18 protein-coding genes are annotated in these 24945 nt (G+C 60.8%); 10 read left to right on the forward strand and 8 right to left on the reverse strand.

Annotated features, from left to right (window positions below; genetic code table 11):
- Nucleotides 1-99: 99 nt before the first annotated feature.
- The gene (locus QMX91_RS08960) at nucleotides 100-2538 is read right to left on the reverse strand and encodes an ATP-binding protein (RefSeq protein ID WP_027612829.1); all 2439 of its coding nucleotides are present in this window, start codon (nucleotides 2536-2538) and stop codon (nucleotides 100-102) included.
- 300 nt (nucleotides 2539-2838) lie between these two features.
- On the opposite strand from QMX91_RS08960, the gene QMX91_RS08965 reads away from it, so the two are divergent.
- From QMX91_RS08965 to QMX91_RS08980, 4 genes are all read left to right on the forward strand, one after another.
- Complete coding sequence (locus QMX91_RS08965) at nucleotides 2839-3327, forward strand: DUF3015 domain-containing protein (RefSeq protein ID WP_007909797.1); 489 nt, start codon at nucleotides 2839-2841, stop codon at nucleotides 3325-3327.
- A gap of 264 nt (nucleotides 3328-3591) precedes the next feature.
- Nucleotides 3592-5445, forward strand: a complete 1854-nt coding sequence (locus QMX91_RS08970) for a DUF4105 domain-containing protein (RefSeq protein WP_282412574.1) — start codon at nucleotides 3592-3594, stop codon at nucleotides 5443-5445.
- 218 nt (nucleotides 5446-5663) lie between these two features.
- A complete protein-coding gene (locus tag QMX91_RS08975; RefSeq protein WP_134787368.1) occupies nucleotides 5664-6020 on the forward strand; it encodes a hypothetical protein in 357 nt (118 codons plus the stop codon).
- Nucleotides 6021-6091: 71 nt separating this feature from the next.
- On the forward strand, nucleotides 6092-6586 hold the full coding sequence (locus QMX91_RS08980) for a GreA/GreB family elongation factor (RefSeq protein WP_134787369.1): 495 nt from the start codon (nucleotides 6092-6094) through the stop codon (nucleotides 6584-6586).
- Here the strand turns inward: QMX91_RS08980 and gdhA are convergent.
- On the reverse strand, nucleotides 6583-7920 hold the full coding sequence (gene gdhA, locus QMX91_RS08985) for an NADP-specific glutamate dehydrogenase (protein WP_134787370.1): 1338 nt from the start codon (nucleotides 7918-7920) through the stop codon (nucleotides 6583-6585). The two genes, QMX91_RS08980 and gdhA, sit on opposite strands and share 4 nt — an antisense overlap.
- 346 nt (nucleotides 7921-8266) lie before the next feature.
- Nucleotides 8267-9931, reverse strand: coding sequence for an energy-dependent translational throttle protein EttA (gene ettA / locus QMX91_RS08990; protein WP_003228391.1), 1665 nt, complete (start codon nucleotides 9929-9931; stop codon nucleotides 8267-8269).
- 286 nt (nucleotides 9932-10217) lie between these two features.
- Between ettA and morA the strand changes: the two genes are divergently transcribed.
- From morA to QMX91_RS09015, 5 genes are all read left to right on the forward strand, one after another.
- Nucleotides 10218-14066 (forward strand): cyclic di-GMP receptor MorA, encoded by a 3849-nt coding sequence (gene morA / locus QMX91_RS08995; protein ID WP_282412575.1) that lies wholly within the window; start codon nucleotides 10218-10220, stop codon nucleotides 14064-14066.
- Between the two features lie 350 nt (nucleotides 14067-14416).
- Nucleotides 14417-15670 (forward strand): serine hydroxymethyltransferase, encoded by a 1254-nt coding sequence (gene glyA / locus QMX91_RS09000; RefSeq protein ID WP_003228394.1) that lies wholly within the window; start codon nucleotides 14417-14419, stop codon nucleotides 15668-15670.
- A gap of 279 nt (nucleotides 15671-15949) precedes the next feature.
- On the forward strand, nucleotides 15950-17263 hold the full coding sequence (locus QMX91_RS09005; RefSeq protein ID WP_007963773.1) for a C4-dicarboxylate transporter DctA: 1314 nt from the start codon (nucleotides 15950-15952) through the stop codon (nucleotides 17261-17263).
- Between the two features lie 84 nt (nucleotides 17264-17347).
- Nucleotides 17348-18052 (forward strand): FadR/GntR family transcriptional regulator, encoded by a 705-nt coding sequence (locus QMX91_RS09010; protein ID WP_027612834.1) that lies wholly within the window; start codon nucleotides 17348-17350, stop codon nucleotides 18050-18052.
- A gap of 23 nt (nucleotides 18053-18075) precedes the next feature.
- Nucleotides 18076-18786 (forward strand): GntR family transcriptional regulator, encoded by a 711-nt coding sequence (locus tag QMX91_RS09015; protein WP_282412576.1) that lies wholly within the window; start codon nucleotides 18076-18078, stop codon nucleotides 18784-18786.
- Nucleotides 18787-18902: 116 nt separating this feature from the next.
- Here QMX91_RS09015 and yjiA read toward each other — a convergent pair whose 3' ends face one another.
- The 3 genes from yjiA to QMX91_RS09030 form a co-directional block, all read right to left on the reverse strand.
- The gene (yjiA, locus tag QMX91_RS09020; protein ID WP_282412577.1) at nucleotides 18903-19874 is read right to left on the reverse strand and encodes a GTPase; all 972 of its coding nucleotides are present in this window, start codon (nucleotides 19872-19874) and stop codon (nucleotides 18903-18905) included.
- Between the two features lie 163 nt (nucleotides 19875-20037).
- Nucleotides 20038-20235 carry a YbdD/YjiX family protein gene (locus tag QMX91_RS09025; RefSeq protein WP_003228401.1) on the reverse strand — a complete coding sequence of 66 codons (198 nt, stop codon included), beginning with the start codon at nucleotides 20233-20235 and terminating at the stop codon, nucleotides 20038-20040.
- A gap of 15 nt (nucleotides 20236-20250) precedes the next feature.
- Entirely contained in the window at nucleotides 20251-22317 is a 2067-nt protein-coding gene (locus QMX91_RS09030) for a carbon starvation CstA family protein (RefSeq protein WP_007963766.1), read from the reverse strand.
- 159 nt (nucleotides 22318-22476) lie between these two features.
- Between QMX91_RS09030 and QMX91_RS09035 the strand changes: the two genes are divergently transcribed.
- Nucleotides 22477-22845, forward strand: coding sequence for a PilZ domain-containing protein (locus tag QMX91_RS09035; protein ID WP_282412578.1), 369 nt, complete (start codon nucleotides 22477-22479; stop codon nucleotides 22843-22845).
- 149 nt (nucleotides 22846-22994) lie between these two features.
- On the opposite strand, the gene radA is transcribed toward QMX91_RS09035, so the two are convergent.
- Both radA and QMX91_RS09045 read right to left on the reverse strand, forming a co-directional pair.
- Entirely contained in the window at nucleotides 22995-24362 is a 1368-nt protein-coding gene (radA, locus tag QMX91_RS09040) for a DNA repair protein RadA (RefSeq protein WP_007963764.1), read from the reverse strand.
- A 43-nt stretch (nucleotides 24363-24405) separates the two neighbouring features.
- Complete coding sequence (locus tag QMX91_RS09045) at nucleotides 24406-24942, reverse strand: ankyrin repeat domain-containing protein (protein WP_282412579.1); 537 nt, start codon at nucleotides 24940-24942, stop codon at nucleotides 24406-24408.
- Nucleotides 24943-24945 lie beyond the last annotated feature (3 nt).

The following is a 24945-nucleotide window of genomic DNA, read 5'->3' on the forward strand; positions in this document are numbered from 1 at the left end:
GGCTTGCTCCCGAAGGCGGTGTCTCAATCAACTAATGTGTCGATTGGTACACCGCCTTCGGGAGCAAGCCCCCTCCCACAGTTTTTACCGCGTTTGCGGTCAGGCTGGTTTGGCTTCGGCTAGTGCCTCCTGCGCCAGTTCCTTTTCCGCCTCTTTGAGGTCGTCTTCACTGATCATCTCGGCAATCACCCGCAGACGCTCGACCACGCGCGCGTTGACGCTGCCCTCGGGGAACTGACCGTCAGCATCCGGCTCACCGGCCGGCTCGCCGACCAACAAGCTCAGCGCTTCGTCAGCCTGACGCACCGCGTACACGTGGAACTGCCCGGCGCGCACCGCCGCCAGCACCTTCTCGTCGAGCATCAGCGTGGCGACGTTGGCCTGCGGAATGATCGCGCCCTGCTCGCCCGTCAGCCCGCGTGCTTCGCACAGACGGAAGAAACCTTCGATCTTCTCGTTGACCCCGCCGACTGCCTGCACTTCGCCGAACTGGTTGATCGAACCGGTGATCGCAAAGCACTGCTTGAGCGGGGTTTTCGACAGCGCCGAAATCAGCGTGCAAGCCTCGCCCAGCGATGCGCTGTCGCCATCAACGTAACCGTAGGATTGCTCCAGCGCGATGCTCGCGGAAATCGCCAGCGGAAATTCCTGGGCGTAACGACTGCCCAGATACCCGGTGAGGATCATCACGCCCTTGGAGTGGATCGGCTGACCGAGGTTGACCTCGCGCTCGATGTCGACGATACCGCTGCCGCCCGGGTACACCGTGGCGGAAATCCGCGCCGGCACACCGAACGCCGAATCACCCACTTCGAGCACAGTCAGCCCGTTGCACTTGCCGACCGCGGCGCCGTCGGTGTCGATCAGGATGATCCCGGCGAGCATGTCGTCGAGAATCCGCGCCGAGACCCGACCGGTGCGAGTGGCCTTGGCTTTCAGCGCACGCTCGATGTGCCCGGCATCGGTCATTTCATCACCGGCCAGATGACGAATGAAATCCGCTTCACTGACCAGTTGGAACAGATCGCCGATCCGCGCCGACAAACGCCCCTGATGCTCGGCCAGCCGTGCGCTGTAGGTCGCCAGACGCGCCACCGCATCGGCGGTCAGCGGCGCCATGCCTTCCTCCGAAGTACGGGTTTTCAGCAACTGGGCGAACTGCTCCAGGCTTTCGTCGACCATCGGGATGTCTTCGTCGAAGTCGACCAGCACGCGGAACATCTCCTGGAAGTCCGGATCCAGGTCCTGCAGCGTGTAATACAACTGCCGCGCGCCGATGATGATGACTTTGACCTGCAACGGAATGTGTTGCGGGTTGAGGGTCACCGTGGCGAAACGGCCCATCTCGCCCAGCGGCGATTCCATTTTCAGCTTGCGCGATTGCAGGGCGCGTTTCAGCGCGTCCCACACGAACGGCTCGCTGAGCATTTTTTCCGCTTCAAGAATCAAAAAACCGCCATTGGCCCGATGCAAAGCACCTGGACGCAACTGCCGGTAAGTGGTGTAAAGCGCGCCCTGATCGGTGGTGTACTCGATGCGCCCGAACAGGTTTTCGTAAGTCGGGTGCGGCTCGAACACTACCGGCGCCCCGCCGCTGGCCGGATGACCGACCACCAGGCTCGGCGCGTATTGCTCTTCCAGCAGCTTGCGCGCCACGGCGTCGGTCTTGCTGTCGTCGACCAGTTGCTCGACCACGGTTTTCAGCAGATACACCTGCATCGCTTGCAGGTAGCCGCAGACCGCGGCGTTCTCCGCGTACTTCTCGGACAACGGCGAGAGCAACGGCTGCAAGGCCAGGGTGATGGTTTCTTCGTTGAGCTGACGCAACTGATTGTTCGACTCGCGCTTCCACTGCGGCAGGCTGGCGAGTTCTTCGTTCAGACGCTCTTCGAGGCCGGAGATGTCTTCGTGAAACCGTTCGCGCTCGGCTTCCGGCAATTGGGCGAATTCCGCTTCATCCAGCGCCTTGCCTTCAAGCATCGGCGTGAAGGCGATATTGCTGCTGTCGCGGTACAGGGCGACGTCCTTCTCCAGCGCCAGCCGTTCGATGATATCGAGGGCCTTGTCGTAGCGCTGGTTGAAGGCGCGGTCGATGGCGCTTTTCTTCTGCTGGTAGGACGGGTGTTCGAACACTGCCGGAAAGGTTGCCAGCAGGTTATCGATCAGGCCGTTGATGTCACCGATGAACGAAGCCGCCGTGCCAGAAGGCAATTCCAGCGCGCGGGGCTCGCGCGGCTCATCGAAATTATTGACGTAGACCCAGTCCGCCGGGGTCTGCAGGCGCTTGCCTTCGGCCTTCAGGTAGCGCTTGACGAACGAGAAGCGGCCAGTGCCGGGCTCGCCCATGACAAAGACGTTGTAACCGGGGCGTGGCATCGCCACACCGAACTGCAAGGCTTCGACCGCACGTTCCTGGCCGAGCACACCGCGAAAGGGCTCCAGATCATTGGTGGTAGTGAAGCTGAACTGTTCAGCGGAAAACGGACGAGTCAGCGCTTCGGGCGCTATACGCAGGCTGGCAGCAACAGGATCAGGCATCGGGCTTCCTTAACAATCAGGCGGGGCGGATAGCGGCATTCTGGCGCTGCCCGTGCCCCACTGGCAAGGCGCGCCACACGACAAAGCATAGACAAGCGCCCTGCTCCGCAGCCGGCCCCGTGAAACCGGGGACATCAACGAATAATCAGCAAAAAATCACGGAACCACAGGAACGTGCCTAAACTCCAAACTGCGCGGCTGGAACAATAACCGGCCCACTGGCTTCAAAAGAGTCTGTCTAGACAGCGCTTGGGGGGCCAGAACCCTGTCCATTGGTATGCACACAAAGAGAACAAAGCTATGAAACGGATTCTTCTCGGTACTCTCTTCACCGCTGTTTCCATCAACGCCATGGCGCAAGCCCCGGGTGGCCCGGATTGCGGTTGGGGCAACATGCTGTTCGAAGGTCAGCGTGGCACCCCGGCACATTTCCTGGCATCCACCACTAACGGCACCTCCGGTAACGCTACGTTCGGTATGACTTCCGGCACCAACGGTTGCTCGACCAACGCGTCGCTGACCTACGGCGGTAAATCCTGGTTCGCCATGAATGGCATGATGAACGAGCTGTCCGAAGACATGGCCAAGGGCAACGGCGAAGCGCTGACGACCTACGCCGTGGTACTGGGCGTGGCGCCGGAAGACCGTGCGCACTTCGCTGCTGTCACTCACGAGCACTTCCAGCAGATCTTCAGCAAAGCTGACGTGACCGCAGAAGACGTGCATACCAACACCCTGGCCGTGCTGAAGTCGGACCCACGTCTGGCCAAGTACGCAACTCAGGCTTAAGCTCGACCCCACCCGCTTCTTTCGGGAAGCGGGTTTTGTTTTGAGTGCAATCACTCGAATGTGACGCTGAACCTGTGGTGAGGGGATTTATCCCCGATCGGCTGCGGAGCAGTCGTGAAACCATTCAATTCGGTGTATCTGATACACCGAGTTTTGCAGGTATGAGGGCCGCTTCGCAGCCCATCGGGGATAAATCCCCTCGCCACAGGGGAGTGATCGCAGCCCGATCCGGGTTTTATTTTCTTTCGACTTAAGTTGCCACTTATGCTCAAACGCCTTGCCTGGCTGGCGCTCTGTGTCTGCGCCCCACTGTCCGCCGCGCCTCACATCGACCCTCAACGTTTGCAGCAACTGGCCAACGACCGCTTCTGGATTTCCCTCGGTCATTACGAAACCGCCAAACTCGGTGGCTGGCGCAGCTATGTCAGCGACAGGAAATTCTTTCTCGCGCCCGATGGCAACGAACACCCCGACCATGAACTGGCCGCCACCGTGCAGGCGCTGTACGCCCCGGCCAGTCTCGGCGAACAGCATGCACAGTGTATCTACCCGGCGCGTACGCGCTGGCTGAAATCCCAGCTCAATCTCAGCGATCTGCCCGCCCCCGATTGCGCCGAATTCAAGAAGTGGTTCAAGGACGTCTCGCCGCACAGTGCGGTGATGATCTTCCCGGCGGCCTACCTCAACAGCCCGTCGTCGATGTTCGGCCACACCCTGCTGCGCATCGACCAGGCTGACGTGCAAAGCGACAAGACTTCGCTGCTGAGTTACGCGATCAACTTCGGCGCCTACATCGAAGGCTCGGACAACAGCATCCTTTACGCCTGGAAGGGCTTGATGGGTGGCTACCCGGGGCTGTTCGCACTGGTGCCGTACCAAGAAAAACTCTCCGAGTACCGCAGCCTGGAAAACCGCGATCTGTGGGAATACCGGCTGAACCTGACCCAAGCAGAAACCGCGCGCATGGTCGAGCATGTGTGGGAGCTGAAGCAGATCCAGTTCGACTATTTCTTCTTCGACGAAAACTGCTCCTATCGCCTGCTCGAACTGCTGCAAGTGGCACGTCCGAGCCTGCGCCTGACCGAGCAATTCCCGCTGACCGCCATCCCTACCGATACGGTCAAAGCGGTGAAAGAAGCCGGGCTGGTGGAAAGCATCGAATATCGCCCGTCCCGCGAGCGTGAACTGCTCAGCCGCGCCGAGCCGTTGAACAAGGAAGAACAGCAATGGGTGCTGAAGGTCAGCGCCGATCAACGGGTGTTGCAGGAGCCGACCTTCAAGGCCCTGCCCCGGGATCGTCAGGCGCTGATCATCGATGCCGCCTATCGTCTGGAGCGTTACCGCGCCAACGGGCAGGAACGTGATGCGCAACGTGCACAGCGCAGCTTCGAACTGCTGCGGGCAATCAACAAGAACCCGGCGCCGGAGCTGCAGATCCCGCAACCGGGCCTGCCCGAAGACGGCCATGAATCGCGCACCTGGCAGGCCGGCATCGGCACCCGCGGTGATCGGGCATTCGGTGAGTACGGTTTGCGCATGGCTTATCACGATCTCAATGACAACGCCGAAAGCTTCCCCCTTGGCGCGCAGATCGAAATCCTGCAGATGAAGCTGCGTCAATACGAAGGCAACCAGTGGCAGTTCCAGCAACTGGACCTGGCGACCATCCGCTCGCTGACCCCGCGCAATGAACTGCTGCAGCCTCTGTCGTGGCAAGTCACCGGTGGCCTTGAGCGGGTGCCGGGCAAGCATGATGACGAGACGCTGGTCAGCCACGTCAACGGTGGTGGTGGCGGTACCTGGGCGTTAGGTGATGACGTATTGGGTTTTGCCCTCGGCACCGTGCGCGTTGAACACAACAATGACTTCGCCGAGTTCGTCTCCCCGGCCGGCGGTTTCAATACCGGCGTGTTGTGGAAAAACCCGTTGGGCAATCTCAGCCTGGAAGCCAAGGGCGATTACTTCTTCAATGGTGAAGTGCGCCGCAGCCTGAGCCTGAACCAGCAGTGGGAATTGTCGCGCAACCTCGGTTTGCGCCTGAGTGCGCAGCGTGAGTTCAGTCATGTGGCGACACCGGAAACCGAAGTGATGCTTGAGGTGAAGTGGTACCACTACTGATCTGAAGCCCAATCCATAACCCCTGTGGGAGCGGGCTTGCTCGCGAAGGCGTCGTGTCAGGCGATTCAAATCTCGACTGACCCAGCGCTTTCGCGAGCAAGCCCGCTCCCACAGGGTTCTCCGGTATTCAACGAATTACTTACATGTCTTTCACCAACGCCCGACGAATCCGCTTCTAGACTTTCCCTATCAGCCGAGAATCGGCGCGGGAGAGTGCGATGTGGCGGTGTGTGAGGTTGTTGGGTGTTTTGCTGTTGCTCGGGGGTTGCCAGACCACCCACGAAGACTTGATCGCCAAAGGTTATCCACCGGCCTTCGCCGACGGTTTTGACGATGGCTGCGTCAGTGGCCGGCAAGCCGCCGGCTCGATCAGTGGCGAGTTTCGCAAGAACGTGCCGCGCTATCTCAAGGACAAGCAATACGCCGAAGGCTGGACCGACGGCTTCCGCCAGTGCCAGGCAATGCTGGAAAACAAGGATCGCGAAGAGTATCGCAACGAGCACTGGGACGAACGCGAGCGCGCCTGGCAGCAGCAGAAAGATCAGGACGCCGGGCGGGCTTATCGCTCGCAATAGGTCGTTTCCAGACATCCAGTGAAACCAAATGCCGGCGACCATGGCCCAAACTCTTTGCAGAGGAGGACAGCATGAGTCGCGCTTTCGTCAACGAAGACAACGCCGCCGCGCAAGCCGATCAGCCCGTCGAACGGCAGGTCAGTGCGCAGCCCAATTACGTCACCCCGCAGGGATTGGTGCAGTTGCAGGCCAAGGTCGCCGGACTGCAAGCCTTGCACGCCGAACAATCGGCCAAGGGCGAACAGGCCGACAAGCAACGGCTGGCTGATCTGCAACGGGATCTGCGCTACTTCAACCAACGCCTCGCCAGCGCACAGGTCGCTGCCCCCGCGATCTCTACCGACAAGGTGCAGATTGGCAGTTGGGTGACCTACGCCGACGAACACGACACCGAAAGTCGGGTGCAACTGGTCGGCGAAGATCAGGCCGACGCCAGCCAGGGCCTGATCAACTGGGCTTCGCCGCTGGGCCGGGCGCTGCTCGGCGCCCGGCTCAATGACGAAGTGCTGTGGCAGCGCCCCGCTGGCGATCAGCTGATTGAAGTGATTCGCATCGAACCGGCTTAAACCACACCCTGCGCGAGCATCGCATCGGCGACTTTGACGAAGCCGGCGATGTTCGCGCCTTTGACGTAGTTGATCCGTCCATTCTCTTCGCCGTAATGCACGCAGGCATGGTGGATCGACTGCATGATCGCGTGCAGCTTGCTGTCCACCTCACCCGCCGTCCACAGCAGGCGCATGGCGTTCTGCGACATCTCCAGCCCACTGACCGCGACCCCGCCGGCGTTCGACGCCTTGCCCGGGGCGAACAGAATGCCGGCCTCGATGAAGATATCCACGGCCTCAAGCGTGGTCGGCATGTTCGCGCCCTCGGCGACGCACACGCAGCCATTTCGCAGCAGCGTACGAGCAGATTCGGCGTCGAGTTCGTTCTGCGTGGCGCATGGCAGCGCAATGTCACACGGCAGCGACCAGGGCAACTGACCGGCACGGAATTCCAGACCGAACGCCGTGGCCAATTCGCTGATGCGTCCGCGTTTGACGTTTTTCAGTTCCAGCAACGCCTGCCACTGTTCCTCGCTCAGGCCCGATTCGCAGTACAGCGTGCCTTCGGAGTCGGACAGCGAAATCACCTTGCCGCCCAGGTCCATGACCTTGCGCGCCGCGTACTGCGCGACGTTGCCGGAACCAGAGATCGCCACGCGCTTGCCTTCGACGGTCTGCCCGCGGCGCTTGAGCATCTCCTCGGCGAAGTACACGCAACCGAAACCGGTGGCTTCCGGGCGAATCAGGCTGCCGCCATAGGTCATGCCTTTACCGGTCAACACGCTGGTGAACTGGTTGCTCAGGCGTTTGTACTGGCCAAACAGGAAACCGATCTCCCGCGCACCGACACCGATGTCGCCAGCCGGTACGTCAACGTCCGCGCCGATGTGGCGGTACAGCTCGCTCATGAACGCCTGGCAGAAACGCATGACTTCGGCGTCGCTCTTGCCCTTAGGATCGAAGTCCGAACCGCCCTTGCCGCCACCCATGGGCAATGAGGTCAGGGAGTTCTTGAAGGTCTGTTCGAAGGCGAGAAACTTCAGCACGCCCAGGTTCACCGAAGGATGGAAGCGCAAGCCGCCCTTGTACGGGCCGATCGCGCTGTTCATCTGGATGCGGAAACCGCGATTGACCTGGACCTTGCCCTGATCGTCGACCCACGACACGCGGAACACCACTGCGCGCTCCGGCTCGCAGATGCGCTCCAGAATGCCCGAGGTCAGGTAACGCGGATTGGCTTCGAGAAACGGCCACAGACTGCGCAGGACTTCTTCGACGGCCTGGTGGAATTCGGGTTGATCCGGGTCGCGTTTTTTCAGGCGGGCGAGGAAGGATTCGACGGATTCGATCATGGGAAAAGTCTCGGCAAATTTATTGTCGTTGGAAGCGATTGAGCCGGACTGTAACAAACGATTTGCGCACAGGAACAGCGCAAAATGTCGCAGTTATGAAATTAAATGGTGCACAGGATATAAATAAGGCGGTTTTTTGAGCTGATTCTGCACCTGAATGGGGAGGTCAAATTGAAGTAATGCACCAACAGTTACATCGATATCGCGAGCAGGCTCACTCCTACAGGAGACCGCATTCCAATTGTAGGAGTGAGCCTGCTCGCGATGGCCACGACTCGGAATCACTGAAAAAAACTCAAAAAAAACGGAGCCCGAAGGCTCCGCTTTTTCATGCAACCAACCCGAATCAGGCCAGTTTCTTGTGGCGTACCCGGTGTGGCTGGGCCGCCGCTTCTCCAAGACGCTTTTTGCGGTCGGCTTCGTACTCGGTGTAGTTGCCTTCGAAGAACACCGCTTGCGAGTCGTCTTCGTACGCCAGGATGTGAGTCGCGACGCGGTCCAGGAACCAGCGATCGTGAGAGATCACAATGGCGGCGCCCGGGAAGTCCAGCAGGGCTTCTTCCAGGGAACGCAGGGTTTCAACGTCGAGGTCGTTGGACGGTTCGTCGAGCAGCAGGACGTTGCCGCCCTCCTTCAGGGTCAGCGCCAGGTGCAGACGACCGCGCTCACCACCGGACAGGTCCTTGACGAACTTCTGCTGGTCGCCGCCCTTGAAGTTGAAGCGACCGACATAAGTGCGCGATGGAATCTCGTAGTTGCCGATGCGGATCTGGTCGGAACCGTCGGAGATCTGCTGGAACACGGTCTTGCTGCCGTCGAGGTCTTCGCGGCTCTGGTCAACGCAGGCCAGTTGCACGGTTTCGCCGACTTCGATGGTGCCGGAATCCGGAGTTTCCTTGCCCATCAGCATGCGGAACAGGGTCGACTTACCGGCACCGTTACCACCGATCACGCCAACGATGGCGCCCTTCGGCATGGAGAACGACAGGTTGTCGATCAGGACGCGATCGCCGTAGCCCTTGGTGACGTTCTTGAACTCGATGACCTTGTCGCCCAGACGCGGACCGGCCGGGATGTAGATCTCGTTGGTTTCCGAACGCTTCTGGAATTCCTGCGACTGCATTTCTTCGAAGCGTTGCAGACGAGCCTTGGATTTCGACTGACGGGCTTTCGCGCCTTTGCGCACCCACTCCAGTTCTTCCTTCATGGCTTTTTCGTGAGCCGACTGCTGCTTGGATTCGGCCGCCAGACGATCGGACTTGGCTTCGAGCCAACCCGAGTAGTTGCCCTCGTAAGGAATGCCCGCGCCGCGGTCGAGTTCCAGAATCCAGCCGGCAACGTTGTCGAGGAAGTAACGGTCGTGCGTGATCGCGACCACGGTGCCCGGGAAGTCGTGCAGGAAGTGCTCCAGCCACGCTACCGAATCAGCGTCCAAGTGGTTGGTCGGTTCGTCGAGCAGCAGCATGTCCGGGGCGGACAGCAGCAGACGGCACAGGGCCACACGACGTTTTTCACCACCGGACAGGTGTTCGACCTTGGCGTCCCAGGCCGGCAGACGCAGGGCGTCGGCGGCGACTTCCAGTTGACGCTCCAGGTTATGACCATCGCTGGCCTGCAGGATCGCTTCGAGCTTGGCCTGTTCGGCTGCCAGCTTGTCGAAGTCGGCGTCCGGATCGGCGTAAGCGGCGTAGACCTCGTCCAGACGCGCTTGCGCATCCTTGATCACGCTGACCGCTTCCTCGACCACTTCACGCACGGTCTTGGTCGGATCAAGTTGTGGCTCTTGCGGCAGATAACCGATGTTCAGGTCCGGCATCGGACGGGCTTCGCCCTCGAACTCGGTATCGACGCCGGCCATGATTTTCAGCAACGTGGATTTACCCGAACCGTTGAGGCCGAGCACGCCGATCTTGGCGCCGGGGAAGAACGACAGAGAAATGTTTTTCAGGATTTCCCGCTTCGGCGGAACAACTTTGCCCAGCCGATGCATGGTGAAGACGTATTGAGCCATGGAGAACCTTGGGTCAGTGACAGATGAATGATTGGAGCGCAGGCGATGCCCGGCCAGACCGATGCGCGTCGTTCACTTGATGGTCATCAATGCGTGCGCGCTGAAAAAGTCTGAGTCTAGGAGCTGGAACGCTCCCGCGTAACCGGCAAAGCTACCTTAATGACGGAAGGCAGTCCAGCCGAGCGGGGCTGGCACTTCGCCACAACTCAAGGCATGCTAGCCGCCCTTCGGGCGTCCGGCTTATAGTGCACGTCGCGCCAGTCCAGCCAAACCGCAGGATTTCAGCTTGTCCAACGTTACCCCGCCAGCTTCTGTGAGCGCGTCCAATCCGGGGACCGGCTCGCCCCTGCGCGGAACATTGAAGGGGGCATTGGCGACGCTGGTACTTTTGCTGCTGGCCCTGCTGTTCTGGCAACTGCTCGATCAATTGCGCGAGACCCAGAAAAATCAGCGCCAGTACACCATCGACTACACCGCCGACCTCGCCTCGCAGGTCAGCCTGAACATGTCGCTGAATGCGCAAATCGCCCTCAACCTGCTACCGATCGTCGAACAACCGCAGTCGTCCGACGAACAGCAGGCGCTGCTGCGCAAGCTCCAGCAATCGCTGCCGGACCTGCGCAGCCTGGCCCTGCTCAGCCCGTCCGGGAAAATCCTCAACGACAGCGCCAGCGACAGCCACGACGCCGATTACCTCGCTGAACTGGTGCGCCGCAGCCGCGCCCAGGCGCATTACTTCAGTAACGCCGACGACGGCTCGGTGGTGCATCTGTTGTTGCATCAGGCCAGCGGCAGCACGCGCGGCTACTGGGTATTGCGCCTGACCCCGACCTTCTTCGACTCGCTGACCAAGCTGGGCGAAACCGGCATCCGCCCGTTGTGGCTGGTGGAAAACCGTCTCAACCATCAGATCATCAGCCGCGACGAAGCGCTATCCTCCGCCCGGCCCGGGGTGCTGAGCCCGGACGACATGGCCAACACCGTGCTCACCGTACCGCTGAGCAGCAGCGACTGGCAGTTGCGCGGGCTGTTCGATCGTCAGCGCGTGCTCGAAGAACTGCTGCCGGCGTTCATCGGCAAATGCCTGCTGGGCCTGGCGTTCTCGATGTTGCCGGTGATCGCGCTGCTGAACATGCGTCGCCGCCAGCGCCAGTTGCATGAAGGCCGCCGGCGCTATCAGGACATCTTCGAAGGCACTGGCGTTGCGTTGTGCGTGCTCGACCTGTCCGGCCTCAAGCAGGTGTTCGACAAAGCACAGATCCAGACCAGCGACCAGCTCAAGGCCTGGCTCGACCAACCGGCCCAGCGCCAGCAACTGCTGCAAGAACTGCGCGTCACCGAGGTCAATCAGGTGGCGCTGCAACTGCTCAATGTCAATTCCTGCGAGCACGCCTGGCAGTTGCTGATCGACGGTCATCCGCACAGCCAGTGCGCCATCGGCAACCAGGTGCTCGACGCCGTTCTGCAGCAACAAAAACAGCTGGAACTGGAAATCAAATTGCCGGACATCAACGGGCGCGATCAGCACCTGTGGATGGTCCTGCGCCTGCCTGAGGAGCTGCACGACTATAAAGCGGTGATTCTGAGCATCAACGACATCACCAGCCGCAAGCTGATCGAACTGTCGCTGCTGGAGCGCGAAGGTTTCTGGTCGGACGTGGTGCGCACCGTGCCGGATCATCTGTATGTGCAGGACGTGATCAGCCAGCGGATGATTTTCAGCAACCACCACCTCGGCCAGACCCTCGGTTACAACCGCTCCGAGCTGCACCAGATGGGCGAGTACTTCTGGGAAATCCTCCTGCATCCGGAAGACGCCGACTATTACCACCGCTCGCGGCAGATGCAGCGGCACGCCGGGTACAGCCAGCTGTTGCAGTGCCAATTGCGCTTCCGCCATCGCGACGGCAAATGGCGGCGCTTCGATATTCGTGAGCAGGCGCTGGCCCGTGACAAACATGATCAGGTCACGCGGATCATCGGCGTGGCCAAGGACATCACCGAGCAGATCGAGGCCAGCGAATCGCTGCGCGACAGCGAGCAGCGCTACCGCATGCTCGCCGAAAGCATCAGCGATGTGATTTTCTCCACCGACAGCAAGCTGTCGTTGAACTACGTCAGCCCGTCGGTGCAGGCGGTGCTGGGTTACGACGCCGAGTGGATCTTCCAGAATGGCTGGCAATCGACGATCGCCAACCCGCAGCAGCTATCCGGCATCTACACCTTGATGGATCGGGTCAGCAAAGCGCTCGACAAGCCTGAGCAACTCGCGCAACTGCGAAGCCAGGTACAGACGCAGATGTTCCTGTTCGACTGCCTGCGCGCCGACGGCCGCAAGATCCCGATCGAGCTGCGGCTGGTGCTGGTGTGGGACGAACACGGCGCGTTCGAAGGCGTGCTCGGCGTCGGTCGCGACATCAGCCAGCAGCGCCGCGCCGAGAAAGACTTGCGCATGGCGGCCACGGTATTCGAGCACTCGACCTCGGCGATCCTGATCACCGACCCGGCCGGTTACATCGTGCAGGCCAACGAAGCCTTCAGCCGGGTCAGCGGTTACGCGGTGTCGGAGGTGCTCGATCAGTTGCCGAACATGCTCACCGTCGACGAGCAACAGGACGCGCACCTGCGCTACGTGCTCAAGCAATTGCACCAGCACAGCACCTGGGAAGGCGAAGTCTGGCTCAAGCGCCGTAACGGCGAGCATTACCCGGCGTGGGTCGGCATCACGGCGGTACTCGACGATGAAGGCGATCTGGCCAGTTACGTGTGCTTCTTCAGCGACATCAGCGAGCGCAAGGCCAGCGAACAACGCATCCATCGTCTCGCTTACTACGACGCCCTGACCCACCTGCCGAACCGCACGCTGTTCCAGGATCGTCTGCACACCGCGCTGCAATCGGCCGAACGGCAGAAGTCGTGGGTGGTGCTGATGTTCCTCGACCTCGACCGCTTCAAACCGATCAACGACTCCCTCGGACACGCGGCTGGCGACCGCATGTTGAAAGACATGGCCACGCGGTTGCTGGCCTGCGTCGACGATGACGACACCGTGGCGCGCATGGGCGGTGACGAGTTCACCTTGCTCCTGCAACACCGCTCCAGCCGCGAAATGGCGCTGAACCGAGCGATTCATGTGGCCGAGCAGATTCTCGCCAGCCTGGTGCGTCCATTTGTGCTGGAAGGTCGCGAGTTCTTCGTCACCGCCAGTATCGGCATCGCCCTGAGCCCGCAGGACGGCAACGAACTCAGCCAGTTGATGAAGAACGCCGACACCGCGATGTACCACGCCAAGGAGCGCGGCAAGAACAACTTCCAGTTCTATCAGGCCGACATGAACGCCAGTGCGCTGGAACGTCTGGAGCTGGAAAGCGACCTGCGTCATGCGCTGGAGCAGAACGAATTTGTCCTGTACTACCAGCCGCAATTCAGCGGCGACGGTAAACGCCTGACTGGCGCCGAAGCGCTGCTGCGTTGGCGTCATCCGCGTCGCGGGCTGGTGCCGCCGGGGGATTTCATTCCGGTGCTGGAAGAGCTGGGTCTGGTGGTCGACGTTGGCGACTGGGTAATCAGCGAAGCCTGCCGCCAGCTCAAGACCTGGCACCAGAATCGGGTGCGCGTGCCGAAAGTCTCGGTGAACATCTCGGCGCGGCAGTTCTCCGATGGCCAGCTCGGTACGCGCATCGCCACGATCCTGCGCGAAACCGGGCTGCCACCGGCGTGTCTGGAGCTGGAGCTGACCGAAAGTATCCTGATGCGCGAAGTCAGCGAAGCAATGCAGATTCTGGCCGGGCTGAAAAACCTGGGCCTGAGCATTGCGGTCGACGACTTCGGCACCGGTTATTCGTCGCTGAACTACCTCAAGCAATTCCCGATCGACGTGCTGAAGATCGACCGCACTTTCGTCGACGGCCTGCCGTCAGGCGAACAGGATGCGCAGATCGCTCGCGCAATCATCGCCATGGCCCACAGCCTCAATCTGGCGGTAATCGCCGAGGGCGTGGAAACCCATGAGCAACTGGACTTCCTGCGCGAACATGGCTGCGATGAGGTTCAGGGCTATCTGTTCGGACGGCCAATGCCGGCGAGCCGGTTTGAAGCGCAGTTCAGTAACGACGCCCTCTTCATGTTCGACTGATTTTTTGCGGCACCGCCAATGACGCCTTCGCGAGTAAGCCCGCTCCCACATTTGACCCGGTTTCTTCAGGATATACGCGGTCCACTGTGGGAGCGGGCTTGCTCGCGAAAGGGTCGGTACAGACGCCGGAAAAATCTGCGGTGCAGCCATCCCCAGCAGGCTGGCTGCCACAGGGACTTGCCGTGGATCAGTATTCTCCGGTTGAAACGCGGCCATTGTGGAGCCAGCAAAAGCACCGCACATCTGTCATGAACGCCACTTGTCTGCGACATGATGTCGTTTCATATGCCATCCAAAACCCATTGGGTTAGAATGCCCCCCTTTTCTGCCCCCGATCCTTGAGGACCGCCATGTTCAGCCGTGATTTGACTATTGCCAAGTACGACGCCGATCTCTTTGCCGCCATGGAGCAAGAAGCTCAGCGCCAGGAAGAGCACATTGAGCTGATCGCTTCGGAAAACTACACCAGCCCTGCGGTGATGGAAGCTCAAGGCTCGGTACTGACCAACAAGTACGCTGAAGGCTACCCGGGCAAGCGCTACTACGGTGGTTGCGAGTACGTCGACGTTGTTGAACAACTGGCCATCGACCGCGCCAAAGAGCTGTTCGGCGCCGATTACGCCAACGTTCAGCCGCACGCCGGTTCCCAAGCCAACGCCGCTGTTTACCTGGCCCTGCTGCAAGGTGGTGACACCATCCTGGGCATGAGCCTGGCCCACGGTGGTCACCTGACTCACGGTGCCAGCGTTTCGTCCTCCGGCAAGCTGTACAACGCCGTGCAGTACGGCATCGACGCCAACGGCCTGATCGACTACGACGAAGTCGAGCGTCTGGCGGTTGAGCACAAGCCGAAAATGATCGTGGCCGGTTTCTCTGCCTACTCGCAGATCCTCGACTTCCCACGCTTCCGCGCCATCGCTGACAAAGTCGGTGCCTACCTGTTCGTCGACATGGCTCACGTGGCCGGTCTGGTCGCCGCTGGCGTCTACCCGAACCCGGTGCCATTCGCTGACGTGGTCACCACCACCACGCACAAGACCCTGCGCGGTCCACGTGGCGGTCTGATCCTGGCGCGCGCCAACGCCGAGATCGAGAAGAAGCTGAACTCCGCGGTATTCCCGGGCGCCCAGGGTGGCCCGCTGGAGCACGTGATCGCCGCTAAAGCGATCTGCTTCAAGGAAGCGCTGCAGCCTGAGTTCAAGGCTTACCAGGAACAAGTGGTGAAGAACGCCCAAGCCATGGCCGAAGTGTTCATCGAGCGCGGTTTCGACGTGGTGTCCGGCGGGACCAAGAACCACCTGTTCCTGCTGTCGCTGATCAAGCAGGACATCTCCGGTAAAGACGCCGACGCCGCTCTGGGCAAAGCGTTCATCACCGTGAACAAGAACTCCGTGCCAAACGATCCACGCTCGCCATTCGTCACCTCCGGCCTGCGCTTCGGCACCCCGGCTGTGACCACTCGCGGCTTCAAGGAAGCAGAGTGCAAAGAGCTGGCCGGCTGGATCTGCGACATCCTGGCTGACCTGAACAACGAAGCGGTGATCGACGCCGTTCGTGAGAAAGTCAAAGCCATCTGCAAGAAACTGCCGGTGTACGGCGCGTAATAGCGACGTTAAATCCGCAGCATGAAAAACCGGCCAAGTGATTGGCCGGTTTTTTTGTGCCTACATTTTTTCAAACGCCTGAACCGCTCAAGAATGGGACTCACCGCACAACTGGTCAGACCGGTCATGCCAATTCGTCAATTTTCACTTGCGATCCGCAAAAATCCGCGCCTAGACTGCACCCGCACTGGACATACCGGTAAGACCACAATAATTAAGTTCTGAATCTGATGCGCCCAAAGGCGCACGGCAGCCAGGACACCGACCAGGATTCCTCCCATGCTCAGATGGTGCTCGCGTTCAATCTTCCTCCAAGTGGTTCTCGGACTGGTGCTCGGCATCGTCTGCGGGCTGACCCTTCCCGAATATTCCGCTCAGCTCAAACCGCTGGGTGACGGCTTCATCAAACTGATCAAGATGCTCATCGGCCTGATCGTGTTCTGCGTGGTGGTCAGCGGCATCAGCGGCGCAGGTGATCTGAAGAAGGTCGGGCGCATCGGCCTCAAGTCGGTGATCTACTTTGAAGTGCTGACCACCATCGCGCTGGTGATCGGCCTGGTATTCGCCTTCAGCACCGGCATCGGCAGTGGCGCGAATATCCATCTGGAGCAGTTGTCCGCCGCCGACATGGGCGACATCGCCGAACGCGGCCAGCATATGCACACCACCACGCAGTTCCTGATGGACCTGATTCCGACCTCGGTGCTCGGTGCCTTCGCCGACAACAACATTCTGCAAGTGCTGCTGTTCTCGGTGCTGTTCGGCAGCGCGCTGAATCTGGTGGGCGAAGCGGCTTCCGGGATCTCACGGCTGATCAACGAGCTGAGCCATGTGATCTTCCGGATCATGGGCATGATCGTACGCCTGGCGCCGATCGGCGTGTTCGGCGCCATCGCCTTCACCACCAGCAAGTACGGCCTCGATTCGCTGCAACACCTGGGCAGTCTGGTGGGCTTGTTTTACCTGACCTGCATGGCGTTCGTCAGCGTGATCCTCGGCGTGGTAATGCGCGCCTCGGGCCTGCGTCTGTGGCCCCTGCTCAAGTACCTGCGCGAAGAATTGCTGATCGTCATGGGCACCGCTTCTTCCGACGCCGTGCTGCCACAGATCATGCGCAAACTTGAACACCTGGGGATTGGCAGCTCGACCGTCGGGCTGGTGATTCCCACCGGCTATTCGTTCAACCTCGACGGTTTCTCGATCTACCTGACCCTGGCCATCGTGTTCATCGCCAACGCCACCGGCACGCCACTGGCGATGACCGATCTGCTGACGATTCTGCTGGTGTCGCTGATCACTTCCAAGGGCGCCCACGGCATTCCCGGGTCGGCGCTGGTGATTCTGGCGGCGACGCTGACGGCGATCCCGGCGATTCCGGTCGTGGGTCTGGTGCTGGTACTGGCGGTGGACTGGTTCATGGGCATCGGTCGGGCACTGACCAACCTGATCGGCAACTGCGTCGCCACCGTGGCCATCGCCCGTTGGGAAAAGGACATCGATGTGCAACGCGCCAACAAAGTACTCAGCGGTCAGCAGGGCTACACCTTTCAACCGCGTAAAACCGGAACTCCGGCGCACCAGCAAGAGTTCTGATTTTCAACCCTGTAGGAGCTGCCGCAGGCTGCGATCTTTTGATCTCGTTTGCGGCATCCCCTATGGGCTTACGGAGCTAGACAAGTGATCACCACATCAACCGTCGTCAACTCAGTCGTAGAAAAACTGCGCGCCGCCCTCGCCCGTGGTCAGTGGCGCTCCGGCGACATGCTGCCGGGCCAGCGCGAACTGGCCGAACAACTGGGCATCAGTCGTCCGAGCCTGCGCGAAGCGGTGATCGTCCTGGAAACCCTTGGCCTGGTGCGTTCGATGCCGGGCAAAGGCGTGGTGGTGCTCGACGCCCAGCTCAGTGACAGCCAGAGCCACGACAGCGCGGTGGCCGGCGCCAGCCTCGAAGACGTGCTGCAACTGCGCTACACCCTTGAGCCTTTCATCGTCGGTCTAGTCGCGCAGTCGATCAGCAGCAAGGAGGTCGGCCAGTTGCGCTTGACCCTGATGGACATGCGCGAAGCCCTTGAAGCCGGTGACAGTGAAGCCGGGGTCAGCGCCTACATCGCCTTCCACGAGGAGCTGTTCACCCTGACCTCGAACCCGATCTTCCAGAGCGTGGTGCAGCAAACCAGCAATGCCCTCAAGCAAAGCGCCGAAGTGCTGCGCAATTCGCCTGAGCATCTGGCCGAACGCCTGGAAGAAAACGAAGCGGTGGTGCGCGCAATCCGCAGCAAGAACAGCGCTCAGGCCAGCGCCGAAATGCGTCGGCACATTCTGCGCGAAGGCCAACGCATGGGCGTTGAATTGAACATTCCGGATGACAACCTCAGCCACTGATTGATTCACACTGGAGACCGGCCATGAACAGCCTTGCCACGTCGCCGCACACTCGTCAGATGTCGGCCCCCCTGCCCTTCTCCCGCCTGCAGGCGTCGGCAGACGATCTGTACCCGCGGCTGTTCGACGCGATTCTGGACCGGCAAATCGACCCGGCCAGCCGCTTCACCGAAGACAGCCTCAAGCAGATGTTTGGCGTCAGCCGCGCCGATGTGCGTCGGGTGCTGACGCAGTTGTCCCATGAGCAGGTGATTGTGCTACGCGCCAACCATCGGCCACGGGTCGCCACACCGGATGCCGAGCAGACCCGGCAAACCCTGCACGCCCGGCGCCTGACCGAAGCGACGCTGGTGCGTCTGGCTTGTCAGAATGCCTCAGCGGAGAGTTTGAAACGCTTGCGCACGCTGGTCGAACGCGAACGTCTGGCCGTGGCTCAGGAACGGCGTGCGGCGGCGATTCGTTTGTCCGGCGAGTTTCATCTGCAGTTGGCACAAATGGCGGGGAATGCACCGTTGGCGCATTTTCTTGGCAGCCTGGTGCCGCTGACGTCGCTGGCGATTGCGCGGTGTGATGGATCGACGCCGGGTTGCTGCGCGTGGCAGGAGCATCTGGCGATTGTCGAGGCGGTCGCGTCTGGGGATATGTCCATGGCTGAGCGACTGATGAATCAACACCTGGATCATCTTGAGCAGACCTTGCTGGGTACAGCCCTTGAGCATCGTGTCGCCGGTTAGATCGCCTTCGCGAGCAAGCCCGCTCCCACAGTGAATTGCATTCCTCCTGACAGAATGCGGCCTACTGTGGGAGCGGGCTTGCTCGCGAAGGCGTCAGCCCTGGCGCCGAAGAATCATCAGGCAGAAGTCACTCTGGCAAACCCCGCCCGGATCTTCTCTTCCGGCAAATCATCGGCAATAAACACAATCACACTTTCCCGCGCCTCACCCTCGGCCCACTCGGTGTCCCAGTCGAATCCGTAAAGTTTCAGTACGCCCTGAAACACCAGCCGCCGATCCTCGCCAGCGATGTTCAACACGCCCTTGTAGCGCAACAACTGCTTGCCATGTTCTTCCAGCAGCTCATTCATGAACTCGCTGAGCTGATCGATATCCAGCGGCTGGTCTGTGCGCAGCACCAGGCTGGAGATACGGTCGATGGAAGGCGCCTTGCTCACCGGACGCAGGCTCACCCCGCCATCGAGGTCGGCATTGAGATTGAAGCCACGCACGTCGAGCAGTTCGGCCAGATCGATGTTGCCATGCTCGACCACGCGGATCGGCGCGCGACGATTGATCCGCGTCAGGCGTTCGCCCAGCGCGGTGAACGTGGCCTCATCCACCAGATCGGTCTTGCTCACCAGCAAGCGGTCGGCGAAACCGATCTGCGCCTGAGCAATGGTCTGGGTCAGGTGCTGGTCGGCATGGGCGGCATCCACGAGGGTGATGATGCCGTCGAGCAGATAACGCTCGCGCAGTTCCTCATCGATGAAAAAGGTCTGCGCCACCGGGGCCGGGTCGGCCAGACCGGTGCACTCGATCACCAGCCGGTCGAAGGTGATTTCACCGCTGTCCAGGCGTTCGAGCAGCAGGTACAGGGCCTTGGTCAGGTCGGTGTGGATGGTGCAGCAGACGCAGCCGTTGGCCAGGGTCATGACTTGCACCGGTTCGTCGCCCAGCAATTGGGTATCTATGCCGGCGTCGCTGAATTCGTTCTCGATCACGGCGATCTTCAGGCCGTGCTCGGCTTTCAATAGATGGCGCAGCAAAGTGGTCTTGCCGGCACCGAGGAAACCGCTGAGTACCGTTACGGGTATGGGAGAAGACAAAACAGATCCCCTTCACAAAATGAATGAACAACACAAAAACAACTGTGGGAGCGAGCTTGCTCGCGAAGGGGTCGTGTCAGTCGACATCATTGCTCGATGACACACCGCTTTCGCGAGCAAGCCCGCTCCCACCGGGGGATTACCTCAACCGCAGGCTGTCAGCTCAACAGCACTTCGGCCCACCCTTGCCACCGTAACGCGCTTCCTGACGTTCGCGGAAGAACATCTCGTAGCTCATCACCGGTTTGTCCGGGTGTTTGGTTTGCATATGCTCGACGTAGGTGTCGTAGTCGGGCATGCCGACCATCAGGCGTGCGGCCTGACCGAGGTATTTACCGAGGCGACTCAGGTCATTGAACATGGTGCAATCCTCTGGTTACGCGTCCGGCAGGGCCTGGAATGGCGATTCTTTATCCGTTCGCTCTTTTTTGCCCCAGGCAGCGATGCCGACCTTGAGCGCATAGAACAGGATGCTGAAGACCACGAACAGGAACAGTGCGGTGAGCGTTGCGTTGGTGTAGGCGTTGAAGATCACGTGCTGCATCTGCTCGATACTCTTGGCCGGGGCAATGACTTGGCCGGCGGCCAGGGCATCGCTGTACTTCTTGGCCAGCGACAGGAAGCCGATCGCCGGGTTGGCGTCGAACAGCTTGATGAAGCCTGCGGTGGTGGTGCAGATCAGCAGCCAGGCGGCTGGCAGCAGGGTGACCCAGATGTAGCGCTGACGCTTCATCTTGATCAGGACCACAGTGCCGAGCATCAGCGCGATACCGGCCAGCATCTGGTTGGAGATACCGAACAGTGGCCACAGGGTGTTGATGCCGCCCAGTGGATCGATGACGCCCTGATACAGCAACCAGCCCCACATCGCCACACAACCGGCGGTGGCGATCAGGTTGGCGGTCCACGATTCGGTACGCTTGAGCGCCGGAACGAAGGAGCCGAGCAGGTCCTGCAGCATGAAGCGCCCGGCACGGGTGCCGGCGTCCACAGCGGTCAGGATGAACAGCGCTTCGAACAGGATCGCGAAGTGGTACCAGAACGCCATGGTGTTTTCACCGGGCAGGACACTGTGCAGGATCTGCGCGATACCGACCGCCAGGGTCGGCGCACCGCCGGCACGAGCCAGGATGGTGGTTTCGCCAATGTCATGCGCCACAGCTTGCAGTGCCTCCGGCGTGATCGCGAAGCCCCAACTGCTGACCATCTGCGCCACCGATGCCACGTCACCACCGACCACCGCGGCCGGGCTGTTCATGGCGAAGTACACGCCCGGCTCGATCACCGAAGCGGCAACCATCGCCATGATCGCCACAAACGATTCCATCAGCATGCCGCCGTAACCGATGTAACGCGCGTTGGTTTCGTTATCCAGCAACTTCGGCGTGGTGCCCGAAGAGATCAGTGCGTGGAACCCGGACACCGCACCGCAAGCGATGGTGATGAACAGGAACGGGAACAGACCGCCCTTCCACACCGGGCCGGTGCCGTCGACGAACTGGGTCAGCGCCGGCATTTTCAGCTCGGGCATGGTCACCAGAATGCCGATCGCCAGGGCGATGATGGTGCCGATCTTGAGGAACGTCGACAGGTAGTCGCGTGGCGCGAGGATCAGCCACACCGGCAACACGGCGGCGACGAAGCCATAACCGATCAGCATCCAGGTGATTTGCACGCCGGTGAAGCTGAAGGCCTTGGCCCACACCGGATCAGCGGCAATCTGCCCGCCGAGCCAGATCGAACCGAGCAGCAGCAACACACCGATGACCGAGATCTCGCCGATGCGGCCCGGGCGGATGTAGCGCATGTAGATGCCCATGAACATCGCGATCGGGATGGTCGCCATCACGGTGAAGATGCCCCATGGGCTCTCTGCCAGTGCCTTGACCACGATCAGCGCCAGCACCGCGAGGATGATGATCATGATCAGGAAGCAGCCGAACAGGGCGATGGTGCCGGGGATGCGGCCCATTTCTTCACGCACCATGTCGCCCAGGGAACGGCCGTTGCGCCGGGTCGACATGAACAGGACCATGAAGTCCTGCACCGCGCCCGCCAGCACCACCCCGGCAATCAGCCACAGCGTGCCGGGCAGATAACCCATCTGCGCCGCCAGTACCGGGCCGACCAGCGGGCCTGCGCCGGCAATGGCCGCGAAGTGGTGACCGAACAGAATGTGTTTGTTGGTCGGCACGTAGTCCAGACCGTCGTTGTTGAGCACGGCGGGGGTGGCCCGACGCGGATCCAGTTGCATCACATTGTTGGCGATGAACAGGCTGTAGTAACGGTACGCAACCAGATAAATGGCCACTGCCGCGACCACGATCCACAAGGCGTTGATCGCCTCTCCTCGGCGCAATGCCACTACGCCCAGGGCACACGCTCCTACGATTGCCAGCACTAGCCAGGGTAAGTGGCGTAGCAGGCTATTATTATTTTTCATTTTATTATTCCAGCCAGGGTGGACAAGAAAGACAGCCACCCCGAGTTTAGCGCTTACGGCGCCAAAGGCCATACCCCGACGTTGGTCTAGACGGCTTGTCGATTGGCAGCCACCCGCGAGTCGGGTCTATAGTCAGCGAACTCTCCCGAGGATTGCGCCATGAGCGAACACCCAGCCAATCGCCGTCGCTTCAAACGTATTGCGTTCGATGCCAGAACCGAGCTGAGTCAGGGCCACTTCATCTGGCCGGTGAAGTTGATCGACCTGTCGCTCAAGGGCTTGCTGATCGAGAAGCCGGAGCCGTGGCTGGGGGACAAGGAGCAGGATTTCTTCGTCGACATTCATCTGAGCGATGACGTGAATATTCAGATGGATGTGCATCTGGCCCACGAGGATCACGGGCAACTGGGGTTTGAATGCCGGCATATCAGTCTGGAATCGATCCAGCGCTTGCGGCGGTTGATCGAGCTGAATCTGGCGGATGAAACCGAGCTTGAGCGCGAATTGGGTGCCTTGATCGAAATCTAGCCGCCAAATCAACGTGGGAACACTCTTGTGGTGAGGGGATTTATCCCCGATGGGGCGCGGAGCGGCCCTGATAAATCTGGGTCTGCTGCGCAGCCCATCGGGGATAAATCCCCTCACTACAGGATTTCATTCAAACAAGGGAACGGCGGTTACTCGAACAGTGCGTCGAGCGCCTGTTCCAGCCGGGTCACGGCAATGATCTGTAACCCCGGCGGCGCTTCTTTCGGTGCATTGCCCTTGGGCACGATCGCCCGTTTGAAGCCATGCTTGGCCGCTTCCTTCAAGCGCTCCTGCCCGCTCGGCACCGGGCGCACTTCGCCAGACAAACCGACTTCGCCAAACACCAGCAAATCATGCGGCAATGGCCGGTTGCGCAGGCTCGACATCACCGCCGCCATCAACGCCAGATCCGATGCGGTCTCCAACACCTTCACCCCGCCGACCACGTTGAGGAACACGTCCTGGTCGTGAGTCGGAATACCACCGTGACGGTGCAATACCGCCAACAACATCGCCAATCGGTTCTGATCAAGGCCCAACGTCACGCGCCGTGGATTGGCCAGATGGCTGTCATCCACCAGCGCCTGCACTTCCACCAGCATCGGCCGGGTGCCTTCCCAGGTGGCCATCACCACACTGCCCGGGACTTCTTCCTGGGCACGGGTGAGAAAAATCGCCGACGGGTTGGAGACTTCTTTCAGGCCTTTGTCGGTCATGCCGAACACACCGAGTTCGTTGACCGCACCGAAACGGTTTTTCACCGCCCGCAACAGACGCAAACGGCCATCGGATTCGCCTTCGAAATACAGCACGGTATCGACCATGTGCTCCAGCACTCGCGGACCGGCGAGCGCGCCTTCCTTGGTAACGTGACCAACGAGGAAAATCGCCGTGCCGCTCTGCTTGGCATAACGCACCAGCAGCGCCGCGCTCTCGCGTACCTGCGACACGCCGCCGGGGGCCGACTGCAATTGTTCGGTGAAAATGGTCTGGATCGAGTCGATCACCATCACCTTGGGTTTTTCCTGACGGGCGGTGGCGATGATGGTTTCGATGCAGGTTTCGGTCATCACCCGCAGTTGATCCTGGGGCAACCCCAGACGCCGGGCGCGCATCGCCACCTGCTGCTGGGATTCTTCGCCGGTGACGTACAGCGCCGGCATGCTCTTGGCGAGGTTGCACAGGGTCTGTAACAGAATCGTCGACTTGCCGATGCCCGGGTCACCACCGATCAGCACCACCGAGCCGTCGACCAGACCGCCACCCAAAACCCGATCCAGCTCACCGGACGCGGTGGAGAAGCGCGGAATCTCCTCGATGCTGACTTCGGCCAGGGTCTTGATCTGCGCCTGCTGCCCGGCCCAGCCGGTACGCCCGGTGGGCGCCGTGGCCCCGCCGCTTTCGATCATGGTTTCGGTCAGGGTGTTCCAGGCGCCGCACTCGCCGCACTGGCCTGCCCACTTGGGAAAGGTTGCGCCGCACTCGGTGCAGCCGTACATGCGCTTGGCCTTGGCCATCTGGATCCCCCGGCAAAAACCGCGATGATAACGCAGCCACCGCTCAGCGCGGCGCGGCGGTGCGGATTTCGCCGTTGGCCAGACGCGCGGCGCTATTGCCCAGCGGGTCTTCGGCATTGAGATCGGCGCCTTTGGCCTTGAGCGCATCGAGCAGTTCGACACGCTTGAACAACCCGGCGTACATCGCCGCAGTCTGGCCTGCGCCGTTGCGCTGATCGGGGCTGCAATCGGTGGCCATCAGCCTTCGAGCAATCTGCATCTCGCCTTTGAAAATCGCGCCCATCAGCGCTGTGTTGCCACGTTGGTCCTGCGCGCAGGCATCAGCGCCCGCCGCCAGTAACCGGTCAACTGCTGCGCCCTGGCCGTGATACGCCGCCAGAATCAAAGCCGTGTAGCCCTTGCTGTCGCGGGTATCGAGGGAATAACCGGACTCGATAAAGGTCTCGAGCATCGGCACATCACCACGCCGGGCGGCATCGAAATAGTAATCCTGCAACTGCGCCTTGATCGCCTCAGGGCTTTGCCCGGCCTGCGCTGTGAAGGACAGGCATCCGAGCAACAGTAAAAGAAAGGCACGCATAAA

Origin of the sequence: Pseudomonas sp. PS01299 (assembly GCF_029960145.1) — a bacterium.
Lineage (GTDB): Bacteria > Pseudomonadota > Gammaproteobacteria > Pseudomonadales > Pseudomonadaceae > Aquipseudomonas > Aquipseudomonas putida_A.

What these genes read in the sequence shown, in the direction of transcription:
- QMX91_RS08960 (WP_027612829.1), bottom strand. Translation starts at nt 2,538, where the DNA reads ATGCCTGATCCTGTTGCTGCCAGCCTGCGTATAGCGCCCGAAGCGCTG.
- QMX91_RS08965 (WP_007909797.1), top strand. Translation starts at nt 2,839, where the DNA reads ATGAAACGGATTCTTCTCGGTACTCTCTTCACCGCTGTTTCCATCAAC.
- QMX91_RS08970 (WP_282412574.1), top strand. Translation starts at nt 3,592, where the DNA reads ATGCTCAAACGCCTTGCCTGGCTGGCGCTCTGTGTCTGCGCCCCACTG.
- QMX91_RS08975 (WP_134787368.1), top strand. Translation starts at nt 5,664, where the DNA reads ATGTGGCGGTGTGTGAGGTTGTTGGGTGTTTTGCTGTTGCTCGGGGGT.
- QMX91_RS08980 (WP_134787369.1), top strand. Translation starts at nt 6,092, where the DNA reads ATGAGTCGCGCTTTCGTCAACGAAGACAACGCCGCCGCGCAAGCCGAT.
- gdhA (WP_134787370.1), bottom strand. Translation starts at nt 7,920, where the DNA reads ATGATCGAATCCGTCGAATCCTTCCTCGCCCGCCTGAAAAAACGCGAC.
- ettA (WP_003228391.1), bottom strand. Translation starts at nt 9,931, where the DNA reads ATGGCTCAATACGTCTTCACCATGCATCGGCTGGGCAAAGTTGTTCCG.
- glyA (WP_003228394.1), top strand. Translation starts at nt 14,417, where the DNA reads ATGTTCAGCCGTGATTTGACTATTGCCAAGTACGACGCCGATCTCTTT.
- QMX91_RS09005 (WP_007963773.1), top strand. Translation starts at nt 15,950, where the DNA reads ATGCTCAGATGGTGCTCGCGTTCAATCTTCCTCCAAGTGGTTCTCGGA.
- QMX91_RS09015 (WP_282412576.1), top strand. Translation starts at nt 18,076, where the DNA reads ATGAACAGCCTTGCCACGTCGCCGCACACTCGTCAGATGTCGGCCCCC.
- QMX91_RS09025 (WP_003228401.1), bottom strand. Translation starts at nt 20,235, where the DNA reads ATGTTCAATGACCTGAGTCGCCTCGGTAAATACCTCGGTCAGGCCGCA.
- QMX91_RS09030 (WP_007963766.1), bottom strand. Translation starts at nt 22,317, where the DNA reads ATGAAAAATAATAATAGCCTGCTACGCCACTTACCCTGGCTAGTGCTG.
- QMX91_RS09035 (WP_282412578.1), top strand. Translation starts at nt 22,477, where the DNA reads ATGAGCGAACACCCAGCCAATCGCCGTCGCTTCAAACGTATTGCGTTC.
- radA (WP_007963764.1), bottom strand. Translation starts at nt 24,362, where the DNA reads ATGGCCAAGGCCAAGCGCATGTACGGCTGCACCGAGTGCGGCGCAACC.
- QMX91_RS09045 (WP_282412579.1), bottom strand. Translation starts at nt 24,942, where the DNA reads ATGCGTGCCTTTCTTTTACTGTTGCTCGGATGCCTGTCCTTCACAGCG.